Below are 14,635 nucleotides of genomic sequence, written 5' to 3' on the forward strand. Positions count from 1 at the left end.
GCATCAGACCGCACTATCCCTCTTTCACCTGCCCCCGCGTCACCGGCACCGGCAACCAGGCGCGAATGCTCAACCCGCCCCGCTCGCTGGTACCAATCTCCAGCAATCCGTTATGGTTATCCACAATACGCTGCACAATCGCCAGGCCTAAGCCCGTACCGCTGGTGCTGCGCGCGCTATCGCCGCGCACAAATGGCTGGAACAGATGCTTACGCTGCTCGGGCTTAATGCCCGGGCCGTCGTCTTCCACCTGGAACCAGGCGCGGTTGAGTTCAGACCCGCTGCTAACCTTAATCCAGCCGTTACCGTAGCGCGCCGCGTTAACCACCATATTGGCCACCGCACGCTTAATGGAAAGCGGGTGCATACGAACCTGAATTTCACCGTCCTGAAGGTCAGTATCAATTTCACGCTCATAACCACTTTCTGCGGCCACCACTTCGCCCAGCACCGCGTTCAGATCGGCCATTTCCATCGGCATCTCCTGACCGGTGCGCAGGTAGTCGATGAACTGCTCGATGATGGCGTTACACTCTTCGATGTCCTTGTTAATAGACTCGGCGAGATAACCGTCCTCTTCACCCATCATCTCCGTCGCCAGACGAATACGCGTTAGCGGGGTGCGCAGGTCATGACTGACGCCGGCCATCAGCAGCGTACGGTCATCCGCCAGCTGCTTAACGCCTGCCGCCATGTGGTTAAACGCGCGCGTTACTGAACGCACTTCAGAGGCACCATATTCACGCAGTGGAGGAGGAATAATGCCTTTACCGACCTGCAGCGCCGCGTGCTCCAGGTCGACCAGCGGTCGGTTCTGGATACGGATAAACAGCCACGCGCCGCCTATCGCCAGCAGCATAATGGCAAGGGTGTAGCGGAACAGCGGCGAGAAATCGCCCTGATGGATTTCAGTCAGCGGAACGCGCACCCAGATGTTGGGTGACAGCCAGGTTTTCAGCCAGACGACGGGCGAGCTTTTGTTGACCTCAACGCGCACTTCCGTCGGGCCACCCAGCTGCTGCGCCATCTGCTGGCTGAGGAATTCATAGTGCTGCGCCCAGCGCAGGCCAGCATCTTCCGCCGCTTCATTGGAGTAAAGCGAAATGCCCAGTTCACGGTAGATTTCACGGCGAAATGCCGGGGGAACAACCAGCTGCGTGCCGTCCTCCAGCTGCAGCTTATCGGTCATCAGCATACGCACTTCGTAGGCCAGGACCTTATTAAACTGCTGGAGGCTCGGCAGAATCGCAAAGTTCAACACCACCAGGTAGGTCGTCACCAGGCTGACGAACAGCAGGGTGACGATCAGTAAGAGGGTGCGGGCAAACGAGCTTCGCGGCGAGAAGCGCATTCGCCTCATGCTTTAGAGCCGTCCGGAACGAACACGTAGCCCAGACCCCATACGGTCTGAATATAACGAGGATGCGCCGGATCTTCTTCCACCATGCGGCGCAGGCGGGAGATCTGCACGTCGATGGAGCGTTCCATTGCGGAGTATTCGCGACCGCGCGCCAGGTTCATCAGCTTGTCGCGGGAAAGCGGCTCGCGCGGATGGCTGACCAGCGCTTTCAGTACGGCAAACTCGCCGCTGGTGAGCGGCATTGGCTCATCTTCACGGAACATCTCGCGCGTGCCGAGGTTCAGCTTGAACTTGCCGAAGGCAATGACGGCTTCTTCCTGGGACGGCGCGCCCGGCAGTTCGTTCGCCTGACGGCGCAGCACGGCGCGAATGCGCGCCAGCAGTTCACGCGGGTTAAACGGTTTTGGAATGTAGTCGTCGGCGCCGATTTCGAGGCCCACGATACGGTCAACTTCTTCGCCCTTCGCCGTCACCATGATGATCGGCATCGGGTTGCTCTGGCTGCGCAGACGGCGGCAAATAGAAAGCCCGTCTTCACCCGGCAGCATCAGGTCGAGAACCATCAGATGGAAAGATTCGCGGGTCAGCAGACGGTCCATCTGCTCAGCGTTCGCGACGCTACGAACCTGGAAGCCCTGCTCGGTCAGATAACGCTCAAGCAGCGCGCGCAGGCGCATGTCGTCATCCACGACCAGAATTTTGTAGTTTTCTTGCATTGTGTGTACTCCCAAAGGTTCGGATAGTCTTTGTAACAGCGTATTCTAAAAAAGTGCACGTATTCGACCAGTTAATTCTGGTATAAATTCTAGTCGAAATTGTTACAAAGCATATTTAACAGCAGCTTATCTGTTCATTTCATCACATAAATCATTATTAATCCTGTCTGTTACACTGTGTGGTACGTATTGTGCGCAAAACAGAGAACCGGCAGCAAAGGCAGCACCATGAAAACGCCCCTGATCACCCGCGAAGGGTACGAAAAGCTCAAAAAAGAGATGGATTACCTGTGGCGCGAAGAGCGTCCTGAAGTAACCAAAAAGGTGACCTGGGCGGCAAGCCTGGGCGATCGCAGCGAAAATGCTGATTATCAGTACAACAAGAAGCGGCTGCGTGAAATTGACCGCCGGGTACGCTATCTGACGAAGTGTCTTGAGAATCTAAAAATCGTCGATTACTCCCCGCAGCAGGAGGGCAAAGTGTTCTTCGGCGCGTGGGTGGAGATTGAAAACGACGATGGTGACACCCTGCGTTTTCGCATCGTCGGTTACGATGAAATTTTTGGTCGTAAAGATTACATTTCTATCGACTCCCCGATGGCCCGCGCGCTGCTGAAAAAGGAAGTGGGCGATTTAGCCGTCGTTCAGACCCCAGCCGGTGAAGCCAGCTGGTACGTCAATGAGATCGTCTACGTAAAATAGTCCGAGAGCGGCCTCCCCGGCTGGCATTTTGCCGTGTCAGCCCGTATAACTATCCCCTGATTTTTGACCCACAAGATGATTAAGCCATGATGAAAGATTCGCTCTGCCGCATTATTGCGGGTGAACTTCAGGCCAGAGCCGAACAGGTAGAAGCTGCCGTTCGCCTGCTTGATGAAGGGAACACCGTGCCGTTTATTGCACGTTATCGTAAGGAAGTCACAGGCGGTCTGGATGACACGCAGCTGCGTAACCTGGAGACCCGCCTGGGCTATCTGCGCGAGCTGGAAGAACGTCGTCAGGCGATCCTCAAATCCATCGGCGAACAGGGCAAGCTGACCAGCGAGCTGGAAAGCGCCATTAACGGCACCCTGAGCAAAACCGAACTCGAAGATCTCTATCTGCCGTACAAACCGAAGCGCCGTACCCGCGGGCAGATTGCGATTGAGGCGGGCCTTGAGCCGCTGGCAGAGCTGCTGTGGAATGAGCCATCTCACGACCCGGAAACCGAAGCGGCGAAATTCGTCGACGCCGACAAAGGTGTCGCTGACACCAAGGCCGCTCTGGACGGCGCGCGCTACATCCTGATGGAGCGCTTCGCAGAAGACGCCGCCCTGCTGGCCAAAGTGCGTGATTATCTGTGGAAGAACGCGCATATCGTTTCCACCGTGGTGACCGGCAAAGAGGAAGAAGGCGCGAAGTTCCGCGACTACTTCGATCACCACGAACCGATTTCGACCACCCCGTCTCACCGCGCGCTGGCGATGTTCCGCGGCCGCAACGAAGGCGTGCTCCAGCTCTCCCTGAACGCCGACCCGCAGTTTGACGAGCCGCCGAAAGAGAGCCACTGCGAGCAGATTATCATCGACCATCTCGGCCTGCGCCTGAACAACGCCCCGGCGGACAGCTGGCGCAAAGGCGTGGTGAGCTGGACCTGGCGCATCAAGGTGCTGATGCACCTGGAAACCGAGCTGATGGGCACCGTGCGCGAGCGCGCGGAAGACGAAGCGATCAACGTCTTCGCCCGTAACCTGCATGACCTGCTGATGGCCGCTCCTGCGGGCCTGCGCGCCACCATGGGGCTCGATCCGGGCCTGCGTACCGGCGTGAAGGTGGCGGTCGTTGACGGCACCGGCAAGCTGGTCGCCACCGATACCATTTACCCGCACACCGGCCAGGCAGCTAAAGCCGCCGTCGTGGTGGCGGCGCTGTGCGAGAAGTACAACGTGGAGCTGGTTGCCATCGGTAACGGCACCGCATCACGCGAAACCGAGCGTTTCTACCTCGACGTGCAGAAGCAGTTCCCGAAAGTGACGGCACAGAAAGTGATCGTCAGCGAAGCGGGCGCATCGGTCTATTCCGCCTCTGAGCTGGCGGCGCAGGAATTCCCTGACCTGGACGTTTCCCTGCGCGGCGCGGTCTCCATCGCCCGTCGTCTGCAGGATCCGCTGGCGGAGCTGGTGAAGATCGATCCGAAATCCATCGGCGTGGGCCAGTATCAGCACGACGTGAGCCAGACGCAGCTGGCGCGCAAGCTGGACGCGGTCGTGGAAGACTGCGTAAACGCCGTCGGCGTGGACCTGAACACCGCTTCCGTTCCTCTGCTGACCCGTGTAGCGGGCTTAACCCGCATGATGGCACAGAACATCGTCGCCTGGCGCGATGAGAACGGCCAGTTCCAGAACCGTCAGCAGCTGCTGAAAGTGAGCCGTCTGGGGCCGAAAGCGTTTGAGCAGTGCGCGGGCTTCCTGCGCATCAACCACGGCGATAACCCGTTGGATGCCTCTACCGTTCACCCGGAAGCGTATCCAGTGGTGGAACGCATCCTGGCCGCCACCCAGCAGGCGCTGAAGGATCTCATGGGCGACAGCAGTGCTCTGCGTAACCTGAAAGCCGTTGATTTCACCGACGACAAATTTGGTGTACCAACTGTCACCGATATCATCAAAGAGCTGGAAAAACCGGGCCGCGATCCGCGTCCTGAGTTCAAAACGGCGACCTTTGCTGACGGCATCGAGACCATGAACGATCTCCTGCCGGGCATGGTGCTGGAAGGCGCGGTGACCAACGTCACCAACTTCGGCGCGTTTGTGGATATCGGCGTGCACCAGGACGGTCTGGTGCATATCTCTTCCCTTGCCGACAAGTTCGTTGAAGACCCGCACACCGTGGTCAAAGCGGGCGACATCGTGAAGGTGAAAGTGCTGGAGGTGGATCTGCAGCGCAAGCGTATCGCCCTGACCATGCGTCTGGATGAGCAGCCGGGCGACACCAGCGCGCGCCGTGGCGGCAACGGCGGAGGCCGCGAGCAGCAGCGTCCGGCCACGAAAGCCACAAAACCGCGCGGGCGTGACGCGCAGCCTGCGGGCAACAGCGCGATGATGGACGCGCTGGCGGCGGCGATGGGTAAGAAACGCTAAGGTACCCCCCCTCACCCTAACCCTCTCCCCAAAGGGGAGAGGGCCGGGGTGAGGGGAATAAAATCCTCTCGAAATATATGAAACCGATTGCACACCCATATTTAAACCGCTATTTATCACTCCATTAACAAATACGCTTTTTATTCCTTCCCGGGTAATTCTGCAAATATTGAGCAAGGTCAATCAGACCGCAAATTAATACGATTAACAACATCCCGTCACATTTTTATTATTGCTGATAAAAACTATTCTCATTATCATCGCAGTGTAGATTATTTAACCTCTCGTGGAATCAGGCATTATGCAATTCACTCCAGACAGTGCATGGAAAATTACCGGTTTTACCCGCGAAATTAGCCCGGCCTATCGGCAGAAGCTGCTGTCACTTGGCATGCTGCCCGGCTCATCATTCCAGGTCGTGCGTGTGGCGCCGTTGGGCGATCCTGTTCATATCGAAACCCGGCGCGTAAATCTGGTTCTGCGCAAAAAAGACCTCGCATTAATAGAAGTTGAATCTTTATCCCGTTAACAAGCCAGCGGTTTCGGTGGGTCTAATACAATGAAAAAATTAACTATTGGCTTAATTGGCAATCCTAATTCCGGCAAGACAACCTTATTTAATCAGTTAACCGGCGCGCGCCAGCGCGTGGGAAATTGGGCAGGCGTAACGGTTGAACGTAAAGAAGGCCAGTTCACGACAACGGACAATCAGGTCACCCTGGTTGACCTTCCCGGCACCTACTCCTTAACCACGATTTCATCCCAGACTTCGCTCGATGAGCAAATTGCCTGCCACTACATTCTTGGCGGCGACGCGGATCTGCTGATCAACGTGGTCGACGCTTCGAACCTCGAGCGAAACCTTTACCTGACGCTACAGCTGCTGGAGCTGGGGATCCCCTGCATCGTGGCGCTCAACATGCTCGACATTGCGGAAAAACAAAAGCTGCGCATCGACGTCGATGCGCTCTCCGCGCGCCTGGGCTGTCCGGTGGTTCCGCTGGTCTCGACCCGCGCTCGCGGTATCGACGCCCTGAAGCTGGCGATTGACCGCCACGCGGGAAACCGCGACGTTGAGCTGGTGCACTACGCCCAGCCGCTGCTGCGCGAAGCCGAACTGCTGGCGCAGGAGATGGACAGCAGCATGCCTGCAAAACAGCGCCTGTGGCTCGGCCTGCAGATGCTGGAAGGGGATATCTACAGCCGCGCCTATGCCGGACATGTGGCGGATAAGCTGGACGTGGCTCTCGCCCGTCTCAGCGACGAGCTGGACGATCCGGCGCTGCACATCGCCGATGCGCGTTATCAGGCCATTGCGTCAATTTGCGACGTGGTCAGCAACGCCCTTACCGCAGAGCCCAGCCGCTTTACGGCGGCGGTGGATAAGATTGTGCTCAACCGCTTCCTCGGTTTGCCCATCTTCCTGCTGGTGATGTACGTGATGTTCCTGCTCGCGATTAACATCGGTGGCGCGCTGCAGCCGATTTTTGACGCCGGTTCTGTCGCGGTCTTCGTACACGGTATTCAGTGGGTAGGTTACACCCTGCACTTCCCGGAATGGCTGACCATCTTCCTTGCCCAGGGGATTGGCGGCGGTATCAACACCGTGCTGCCGCTGGTACCGCAGATCGGCATGATGTATCTGTTCCTCTCGTTCCTCGAAGATTCCGGCTACATGGCGCGCGCCGCCTTCGTGATGGACCGCCTGATGCAGGCGCTGGGCCTGCCGGGCAAATCGTTCGTCCCGCTGATCGTCGGCTTCGGCTGTAACGTGCCGTCGGTAATGGGCGCGCGCACCCTGGATGCACCGCGTGAACGACTGATGACCATTATGATGGCGCCGTTTATGTCCTGCGGCGCGCGTCTGGCAATCTTTGCCGTCTTCGCGGCAGCCTTCTTTGGCCAGCAGGGCGCGCTGGCGGTCTTCTCGCTGTACGTGCTGGGCATCGTGATGGCGATCCTGACCGGCTTAATGCTCAAGCACACCATCATGCGCGGTGAAGCGTCACCGTTTGTAATGGAGCTTCCGGTCTATCACGTCCCGCACCTGAAAAGCCTGGCGATCCAGACCTGGCAGCGCCTGAAAGGCTTTGTGCTGCGCGCCGGTAAGGTGATTGTTATTGTCAGTATTTTCCTGAGCGCGCTGAACAGCTTCACCCTCACCGGTCAGGCGGCAGATAACATCAACGACTCTGCCCTCGCCTCCGTCAGCCGCGTCATCACGCCGGTCTTCAAACCGATTGGCGTGCAGGAGGATAACTGGCAGGCGACCGTGGGCCTGTTCACCGGTGCGATGGCGAAAGAGGTGGTCGTCGGGACCCTGAACACGCTCTATACCGCAGAGAACATTCAGGAGCAGGAATTTAACCCGGCGGAGTTTCACCTCGGTGACGAACTGCTGGCTGCCGTAGAGGAGACCTGGCAGAGCCTGAAAGACACCTTCAGCCTGAGCGTGCTGGCTAACCCGATTGAGGCCAGCAAAGGCGACGGCGAAATGGCGACCGGTGCCATGGGCGTGATGGGCGAGAAGTTTGGCAGCGCGTCCGCAGCCTACAGCTACCTGATCTTCGTTCTGCTCTATATTCCGTGCATCTCGGTGATGGGGGCGATTGCCCGTGAGTCCAGCCGCGGCTGGATGGGCTTCTCCATTCTGTGGGGGCTGAATATCGCCTACTCGCTGGCGACGCTGTTTTACCAGACCGTTAACTTCAGCCAGCATCCGCGCTACAGCCTGGTCAGCATCCTGGCGGTCATCCTGTTTAACGTGATTGTGATTGGCCTGCTGCGCCGGGCGCGAAGCCGCGTTGATATCAACCTGCTGGCGACGCGTAAAACCCCGGCCACCTGCTGCAACAGCCCGGCTGGCGACTGTCACTAAGGGGAAAAACAGATGGCATCGTTGATTCAGGTTCGTGACTTACTGGCATTGCAGGGACGCATGGAGGCAAAACAGCTCAGCCTTAGCCTGCATACCCCGCAGCCGATGATCGATGCCATGCTGGAGCGCCTGGAAGCCATGGGTAAAGCCGTGCGGATTCAGGACGAAGCGGAGGGTTGCCTCTCCGGCAGTTGTAAAAGCTGTCCGGAAGGAAAGGCCTGTCTCAGGGAGTGGTGGGCACTGCGCTAATAAAGCCGGGCATTGCTGCCCGGTTTTATCGTATTACTTATAGACGTCCGCAGTAGCGCGTACGTTTTTGGTCTGTTTTTCTGCGCTGGTGACGACGAAGTATGTCCCGCCCAGCTCATCCGCTTTCTTCGACAGCTCTTTTCTTGCATCCATCGGTGCGGTGGTGTCAGACGTAGAAATCTCACCAATTTTCGTCAAATTCATCCCGGCAACTTTATCTTTTTCCAGCTCTTTTGCCGCAAAAACGCCAAATGACAGTGACCCAATAACCAGAGAAGTGACAATACCTGTAACAAGTTTCATAGCCTGACTCTCCATAGGATTGTTGTTTTGATCATCGTAGGCAGAACAACCGCAACGACATCTGGAGTATGGTTGCGGTGTGTAACTTTTTCCAGGCTGGATAGAAAATAATCAGTCTAAACGTTGACTTAACGCAACCAAGGCTGAACAAAATTCCGTCGGATGAGAGATAAACGGCGCATGCGCGGCTTTTGCTATGACCTGTGATTCGCTGTCCGGCCAGAGGGAATCCAGAAGTGGGACCACTTTGCGCGGCACCAGCCCGTCGAGATAGCCATAGATGCGCAGGTGCGGCATGCTCAGCCCGGCCAGCGGCTCGCGCAGATCGGCCGTTTTCAGGATCTCCAGACCGCCGTTAAGCACCTCAACGTCCGGCATCGGCAGGGAGAGCACCACCTGCTTTAACGCTCTGGCATCCTGACGCGCGGTTTCGGTGCCCATCGTCTGCAAGGCGAGGAATCGCTCAACGGTCCGCTGGAAATCGTCGCTCAGCTGCTGCTGGAAGCCCGCCAGAACGTCAGGTTTGATGCCGGGCCACGCCTCTTGCGCGCTAAAGCATGGCGACGAGGCCACGGTGACTAGCGCCCTAACGCGCTCGGGCCAGGAGAGCGCAATCTGGCTTGCCACCAGCCCGCCCAGACTCCAGCCCAGCCAGATGGCATTTTGCGGCGCGGCGTCTACAACGTGCTGCGCCATTTCATCAAGCGACATCGCGCCAAAGCCACGGCTGCGACCATAGCCCGGCAGATCAACCAGATGTAACGTAAATTGCGAGGCAAGTTCCTCGCTTATGCAATGCCACACTTCCGCATTCAGGCCCCATCCGTGCAGCAGCACAAGATGGCAATTTCCTGTCCCTACGGTCTGCCACCACAGCGTCTTCATCAGTTACTGTTCTCTTTTTTCACATGGAGGTTGCACATGCTAACAGTGCCTGGCTTGTGCTGGCTATGCAAAATGCCGCTTGCCCTCAGCGCGTGGGGCGTCTGTTCCGTCTGCACGCGTTCGCTGGAAAGGCATATCACAACCTGCCCGCAATGTGGTTTACCGGCGGCGAACCGCGATTTGCCCTGCGGCCGCTGCCTGAAAAAATCCCCGCCGTGGAGCGCGCTGGTGGCCGTGGATGATTATGTTCCGCCGCTGAGCGGGCTTATTCACGCCCTGAAGTTTTCCGGCCAGAGTTCGCTGGCGCAGCCCCTTGCCCGCCTGCTTTTGCTGGCCGTTTTACAGGCGCGACGAACCCGCGCTTTGCCGAAAATCGACATGGTGGTGAATGTCCCCTTATACCGACGCCGGCACTGGCGGCGCGGCTATAATCAAAGCGACCTGCTCTGCCGCCCGCTCGCCCGGTGGCTGGGTTGTCGCTACGATGCCAGCGCGCTTACCCGCGTTCATGCCACCGCCATCCAGCATCAGCTCAACGCCCGGCTTCGCAAAAGGAACCTGAAAAACGCCTTTCGCCTTGAATTGCCGGTCCACGGCCTCCATATCGCCATCGTGGATGACGTCGTCACCACAGGCAGTACCGTTGCTGAACTTTCTCGACTGCTTTTGCAAAGCGGCGCCGCGTCGGTTCAGGTATGGTGTCTGTGCCGTACCTTGTAGCCCTTCTTCAATGGGCGTATGATTATACCCAGGTAATTTAGTCAACTATTAGGCCAAAGCTATGATCCGTATTTCCGATTCTGCACAAGCGCACTTTGCCAAACTGCTGGCAAATCAGGAAGAAGGGACGCAGATCCGCGTGTTTGTGATCAATCCAGGCACTCCGAATGCAGAATGTGGTGTCTCTTATTGTCCTCCGGACGCTGTGGAAGCAACTGACACTGCCCTTAAATTTGAACAGCTCACCGCTTACGTCGATGAACTGAGCGCGCCGTATCTTGAAGATGCGGAAATCGACTTTGTCACCGACCAGCTGGGTTCTCAGCTGACCCTGAAAGCGCCAAACGCCAAAATGCGTAAAGTCTCTGACGATGCGCCACTGATGGAGCGCGTTGAGTATCTGCTGCAGTCCCAGATCAACCCACAACTGGCCGGCCACGGCGGTCGCGTTTCCCTGATGGAAATCACGGAAGACGGCCTGGCGATCCTGCAGTTCGGCGGCGGCTGTAACGGTTGCTCCATGGTCGACGTGACCCTGAAAGAAGGGATCGAGAAGCAGCTGCTGAACGAATTCCCGGAACTGAAAGGCGTGCGTGACCTGACCGAGCACCAGCGCGGCGAGCACTCTTACTACTAATTCAGTACCCGTCTGTATTGCCCGGTGGCGCTGCGCTTACCGGGCCTGACTCCCTTGCCTTCCCCCTCTATATGTTGACCTGCGTCTCATAATTCAAATTTTGCCTCACCGGGTGATTCTCAACCACGATATGTTACCCGTATCATTCTCGTGGGCACTCAACACCCTTATAACAGCCGACTAAACTTAACTGTTTCGCAGGCATCAGTATGAGTGCCGTTAACCACTCTGTTCCCAGTTGGGACAACCGGAATTTGTCGTTGAAACAATGACGTTACCCATAACAATTCAAAGGCCAGGTAAATCATGCCATTAGTCATCGTTGCTATCGGTGTTGTGTTATTACTGCTCTTGATGATCCGCTTCAAAATGAACGGATTTATCGCTCTGGTTCTGGTGGCACTTGCAGTCGGTCTGATGCAGGGGATGCCGCTGGTTAAAGTTATCAGCTCTATCAAAGCCGGTGTCGGCGGCACGCTCGGCAGCCTGGCGCTGATCATGGGCTTCGGCGCCATGCTCGGTAAAATGCTGGCGGACTGCGGGGGCGCGCAGCGTATTGCCACCACGCTTATCGAAAAGTTTGGTAAGAAGAACATCCAGTGGGCGGTGGTGTTAACCGGTTTTACCGTCGGTTTCGCGCTGTTCTATGAAGTGGGCTTCGTGCTGATGCTGCCGCTGGTGTTCACCATCGCCGCCGCGGCCAACATCCCGCTGCTGTTCGTGGGTGTGCCAATGGCTGCTGCGCTGTCCGTGACCCACGGCTTCCTGCCGCCGCACCCGGGTCCAACCGCCATCGCCACCATCTTCCACGCCGATATGGGTAAAACCCTGCTGTTCGGTACGATTCTGGCGATCCCGACCGTAATTCTGGCAGGCCCGGTATATGCCCGTTTCCTGAAAGGCATTGATAAGCCTATTCCGGAAGGTCTGTACAGCGCCAAAACCTTCACTGAAGAAGAGATGCCAGGCTTTGGCGTCAGCGTCTGGACCTCGCTGGTACCGGTGATCCTGATGGCAATGCGCGCCGTGGCGGAGATGATCCTGCCGAAAGGCCACGCTTTCCTGGCCGTTGCCGAGTTCCTCGGCGACCCGGTGATGGCAACGCTGATTGCGGTATTGATTGCGATGTTCACCTTCGGCCTGAACCGTGGCCGCTCCATGGATCAGATCAACGACACGCTGACCTCGTCCATCAAAATCATTGCCATGATGCTGCTGATTATCGGCGGTGGCGGTGCGTTCAAGCAGGTGCTGGTCGACAGCGGCGTGGACAAATACATCGCTTCCATGATGCATGAAACCAATATCTCTCCAATCCTGATGGCGTGGTCTATTGCTGCCGTGCTGCGTATCGCGCTGGGTTCTGCAACCGTTGCGGCGATTACAGCGGGCGGTATCGTTGCGCCGCTGATTGCCACCACGGGCGTCAGCCCTGAGCTGATGGTTATTGCGGTAGGCTCCGGCAGCGTGATTTTCTCTCACGTGAACGATCCGGGCTTCTGGCTGTTCAAGGAGTACTTCAACCTGACCATCGGTGAGACCATCAAGTCCTGGTCAATGCTGGAAACCATTATTTCGGTCTGCGGCCTGGTAGGGTGTCTGCTGTTGAATATGGCTCTCTGAATCTCCTGCTCGATCGCTTCCCTCTCCCCTTTGGGGAGAGGGCTAGGGTGAGGGGCAAATTACGACTTCTTACCCACCGCCCTTCTGCGCTTATCCAAATCTTTAATCAGCCTGTTAACCCCGTCATCGGCAAACATCGTCTCAAGTGTTGTGGACAGCTTGCGGCGCCAGTTCTTGTACTGATAGCTGGTGCCCGGAACGTTCACCGGCTCCGCCATATCAATCCAGTCTTCCGGCTGCAGGCCGAGCAAAGCGCTGTTGCTGTCGGCAATATAGCGCTGCAGGCCACGGTTGAGCGTTGGGGTCATTGCCATCAGCGACGCCTTATGTCCGGCACGCTTCGGCAGACAGCCATGCTTGTGCAGCGCATCCAGCAGCCCCTGCTTCGCCAGCTCGCGGTCCTGATACAGCCCGCGCAGAACCTCTTCATCTGGATAGAGGCCCAGCGTTTTGCCGAGGGTCAGATCGCCGCTTTCCCAGTAGCCTCTGAGCGTAGGAAGATCATGCGTCGTCGCGACTGCCATTGACTGTTCAGGGTACGCTTTCGGCGCGCGGAAGGTTTTCTCATGGTCGTTTTCAAAATAGAGCACTTTGTAGGAATAAACCCCGCTGTCGCGGAGCTTGCTGACAATTTCCACCGGTACGGTACCGAGATCTTCACCGATCACCATGCACTGATGACGTTTACTCTCCAGCGCCAGGATCGACAGCAGATCGTCCACCGGATACTGCACGTACGCCCCGTGATCCGCCGTTTCACCGTACGGGATCCACCACAGGCGCAGCACGGACATCACGTGGTCGATGCGCAGCGCCCCGCAGTTCTGCATGTTCGCGCGCAGCAGGTCGATAAACGGCTCGTAGGCGCGCGCCGCCATCACGTGCGGATCCATCGGCGGCAGGCCCCAGTTCTGACCGAGCGGGCCGAGGATATCCGGCGGCGCGCCGACGGATGCTTTCAGGCAGTAAAGCTCACGGTCACACCAGGTTTCCGCGCCGCCTTCCGCCACGCCCACGGCCAGATCGCGATACAGGCCGATCGGCATCTTATAGCCCTGGCTCACCTGCCAGCAGGCGGCAAACTGGCTGTACGCCAGCCACTGCAGCCACAGGTAGAAGTCCACCTCGTCGGCATGATTTTTACAGAAGGCTTTGACTTCAGGGGTATCCACGGTCTGATACGCTTCCGGCCAGACCGGCCAGCCCCAGCGCATTTCGTCCTCTTTCACCTGATACGCGTGCAGCGCATCAAATGCCGCCTGCCAGTAGAGGCTTTCACCTTCCTGCATCACGAACTGGCGGAAGGCCGCCATCTGCTCGTCGTCGCGCTTCGCAAAGCCTTTCCACGCCAGGCGCAGAGCCGCCATTTTCAGCGCGGTCACGGAGGCATAATCTACCCAGTCCGCATCGCGGGCCTGCTTCAGCAGCTGCTGGGTGGTCTCAAGCTTCCACCACGCCTGTGCCTCTTTGCTGTTTTTGAAATCGTCTAACGCGTTAACGTCGATGTAAATCACGTTCAGCCAGCGTCGGGAAGACGGGCTGTACGGGCTGGCGCTCTCCGGGTTGGCCGGATAGAGCGCGTGGATGGGGTTGAGGCCGATAAACGCGCCGCCGCGCTCACCAACAGATGCCAGCATCTTTTTCAGATCGCCAAAATCGCCGATCCCCCAGTTGCTGTCGGAACGCAGCGTATAGAGCTGCACGCAGGCGCCCCACAGTTTTTTGCCTTCGAGCAATGCCTGCGGCTCATAGCAGCGTTTTGGCGCGACGATCACCCGGCAGTGAAAACGCTGTTCGTCCTGGGTGAGCGTCAGGCTGTGATAGCCCTCCGGCAGCTTTGCCGGAAGGTTTAACGTTTTGCCGCCGGTGGCGTGGCCTTTATGCTGATGCCCCTCTTCGGTGGTGAGCAGCCAGCTATACTCGCCGCGCCCCTCCACCGCCAGCGGCATCTTTTTGCCTGCGGTAAAGACCTTCACGTTTGGCACCGGAGCAGCCGACGCGTTCGCGTCGGTTTTGTGCATGGCATCCAGCAAACGTCTTTTGGTGTCCGCACCAATAGACTGCGGTTTGCCGTGCGCATTGATGTAACTGAGGCTAATTCCCGCCGCCTGCGCGGCACTGTCCAGACGTTTACTCTCCATCGCG

Annotated in this window: 13 protein-coding genes; 8 read left to right on the top strand and 5 right to left on the bottom strand. The window is 57.7% G+C overall.

What is annotated here, in order from left to right; all coding sequences use genetic code 11:
• Positions 1-13 precede the first annotated feature (13 nt).
• Together envZ and ompR are read right to left on the bottom strand one after the other, a co-directional pair.
• Positions 14-1,360 (bottom strand): two-component system sensor histidine kinase EnvZ, encoded by a 1,347-nt coding sequence (gene envZ, locus A6013_RS19925; protein WP_028014672.1) that lies wholly within the window; start codon positions 1,358-1,360, stop codon positions 14-16.
• Entirely contained in the window at positions 1,357-2,076 is a 720-nt protein-coding gene (gene ompR, locus A6013_RS19930; RefSeq protein WP_001157751.1) for a two-component system response regulator OmpR, read from the bottom strand. Before ompR ends, envZ begins: the two co-directional genes overlap by 4 nt.
• Positions 2,077-2,304: 228 nt before the next feature.
• On the opposite strand from ompR, the gene greB reads away from it, so the two are divergent.
• The 5 genes from greB to feoC all read left to right on the top strand — a co-directional run bounded on the left by greB (position 2,305) and on the right by feoC (position 8,322).
• On the top strand, positions 2,305-2,778 hold the full coding sequence (gene greB, locus A6013_RS19935) for a transcription elongation factor GreB (protein WP_014885539.1): 474 nt from the start codon (positions 2,305-2,307) through the stop codon (positions 2,776-2,778).
• An 86-nt stretch (positions 2,779-2,864) separates the two neighbouring features.
• Positions 2,865-5,195, top strand: a complete 2,331-nt coding sequence (locus tag A6013_RS19940; RefSeq protein ID WP_059357240.1) for a Tex family protein — start codon at positions 2,865-2,867, stop codon at positions 5,193-5,195.
• A gap of 301 nt (positions 5,196-5,496) precedes the next feature.
• Positions 5,497-5,724, top strand: a complete 228-nt coding sequence (gene feoA, locus A6013_RS19945) for a ferrous iron transporter A (RefSeq protein ID WP_006177893.1) — start codon at positions 5,497-5,499, stop codon at positions 5,722-5,724.
• A gap of 30 nt (positions 5,725-5,754) precedes the next feature.
• Complete coding sequence (gene feoB, locus A6013_RS19950; RefSeq protein ID WP_069733636.1) at positions 5,755-8,073, top strand: Fe(2+) transporter permease subunit FeoB; 2,319 nt, start codon at positions 5,755-5,757, stop codon at positions 8,071-8,073.
• A 12-nt stretch (positions 8,074-8,085) separates the two neighbouring features.
• Positions 8,086-8,322: a [Fe-S]-dependent transcriptional repressor FeoC gene (gene feoC / locus A6013_RS19955; protein ID WP_048960506.1), complete on the top strand. Its 237-nt coding sequence runs from the start codon at positions 8,086-8,088 to the stop codon at positions 8,320-8,322.
• Positions 8,323-8,355: 33 nt separating this feature from the next.
• Here feoC and A6013_RS19960 read toward each other — a convergent pair whose 3' ends face one another.
• Together A6013_RS19960 and bioH are read right to left on the bottom strand one after the other, a co-directional pair.
• Complete coding sequence (locus A6013_RS19960; RefSeq protein WP_028014676.1) at positions 8,356-8,625, bottom strand: YdgH/BhsA/McbA-like domain containing protein; 270 nt, start codon at positions 8,623-8,625, stop codon at positions 8,356-8,358.
• A gap of 111 nt (positions 8,626-8,736) precedes the next feature.
• On the bottom strand, positions 8,737-9,510 hold the full coding sequence (gene bioH, locus A6013_RS19965) for a pimeloyl-ACP methyl ester esterase BioH (RefSeq protein ID WP_028014677.1): 774 nt from the start codon (positions 9,508-9,510) through the stop codon (positions 8,737-8,739).
• A 36-nt stretch (positions 9,511-9,546) separates the two neighbouring features.
• On the opposite strand from bioH, the gene gntX reads away from it, so the two are divergent.
• The 3 genes from gntX (at position 9,547) to gntT (ending at position 12,490) form a co-directional block, all read left to right on the top strand.
• Positions 9,547-10,230, top strand: coding sequence for a DNA utilization protein GntX (gene gntX / locus A6013_RS19970; protein ID WP_069733637.1), 684 nt, complete (start codon positions 9,547-9,549; stop codon positions 10,228-10,230).
• Positions 10,231-10,291: 61 nt separating this feature from the next.
• Positions 10,292-10,867, top strand: a complete 576-nt coding sequence (nfuA, locus tag A6013_RS19975; protein ID WP_003861601.1) for a Fe-S biogenesis protein NfuA — start codon at positions 10,292-10,294, stop codon at positions 10,865-10,867.
• Between the two features lie 306 nt (positions 10,868-11,173).
• The gene (gene gntT, locus A6013_RS19980) at positions 11,174-12,490 is read left to right on the top strand and encodes a gluconate transporter (RefSeq protein ID WP_028014680.1); all 1,317 of its coding nucleotides are present in this window, start codon (positions 11,174-11,176) and stop codon (positions 12,488-12,490) included.
• A gap of 59 nt (positions 12,491-12,549) precedes the next feature.
• On the opposite strand, the gene malQ is transcribed toward gntT, so the two are convergent.
• Complete coding sequence (malQ, locus tag A6013_RS19985; protein ID WP_069733638.1) at positions 12,550-14,631, bottom strand: 4-alpha-glucanotransferase; 2,082 nt, start codon at positions 14,629-14,631, stop codon at positions 12,550-12,552.
• Positions 14,632-14,635: the final 4 nt, after the last annotated feature.

Origin of the sequence: Enterobacter sp. IF2SW-B1, assembly GCF_001743375.1 — a bacterium.
In the GTDB taxonomy this organism is placed as follows: domain Bacteria; phylum Pseudomonadota; class Gammaproteobacteria; order Enterobacterales; family Enterobacteriaceae; genus Enterobacter; species Enterobacter bugandensis.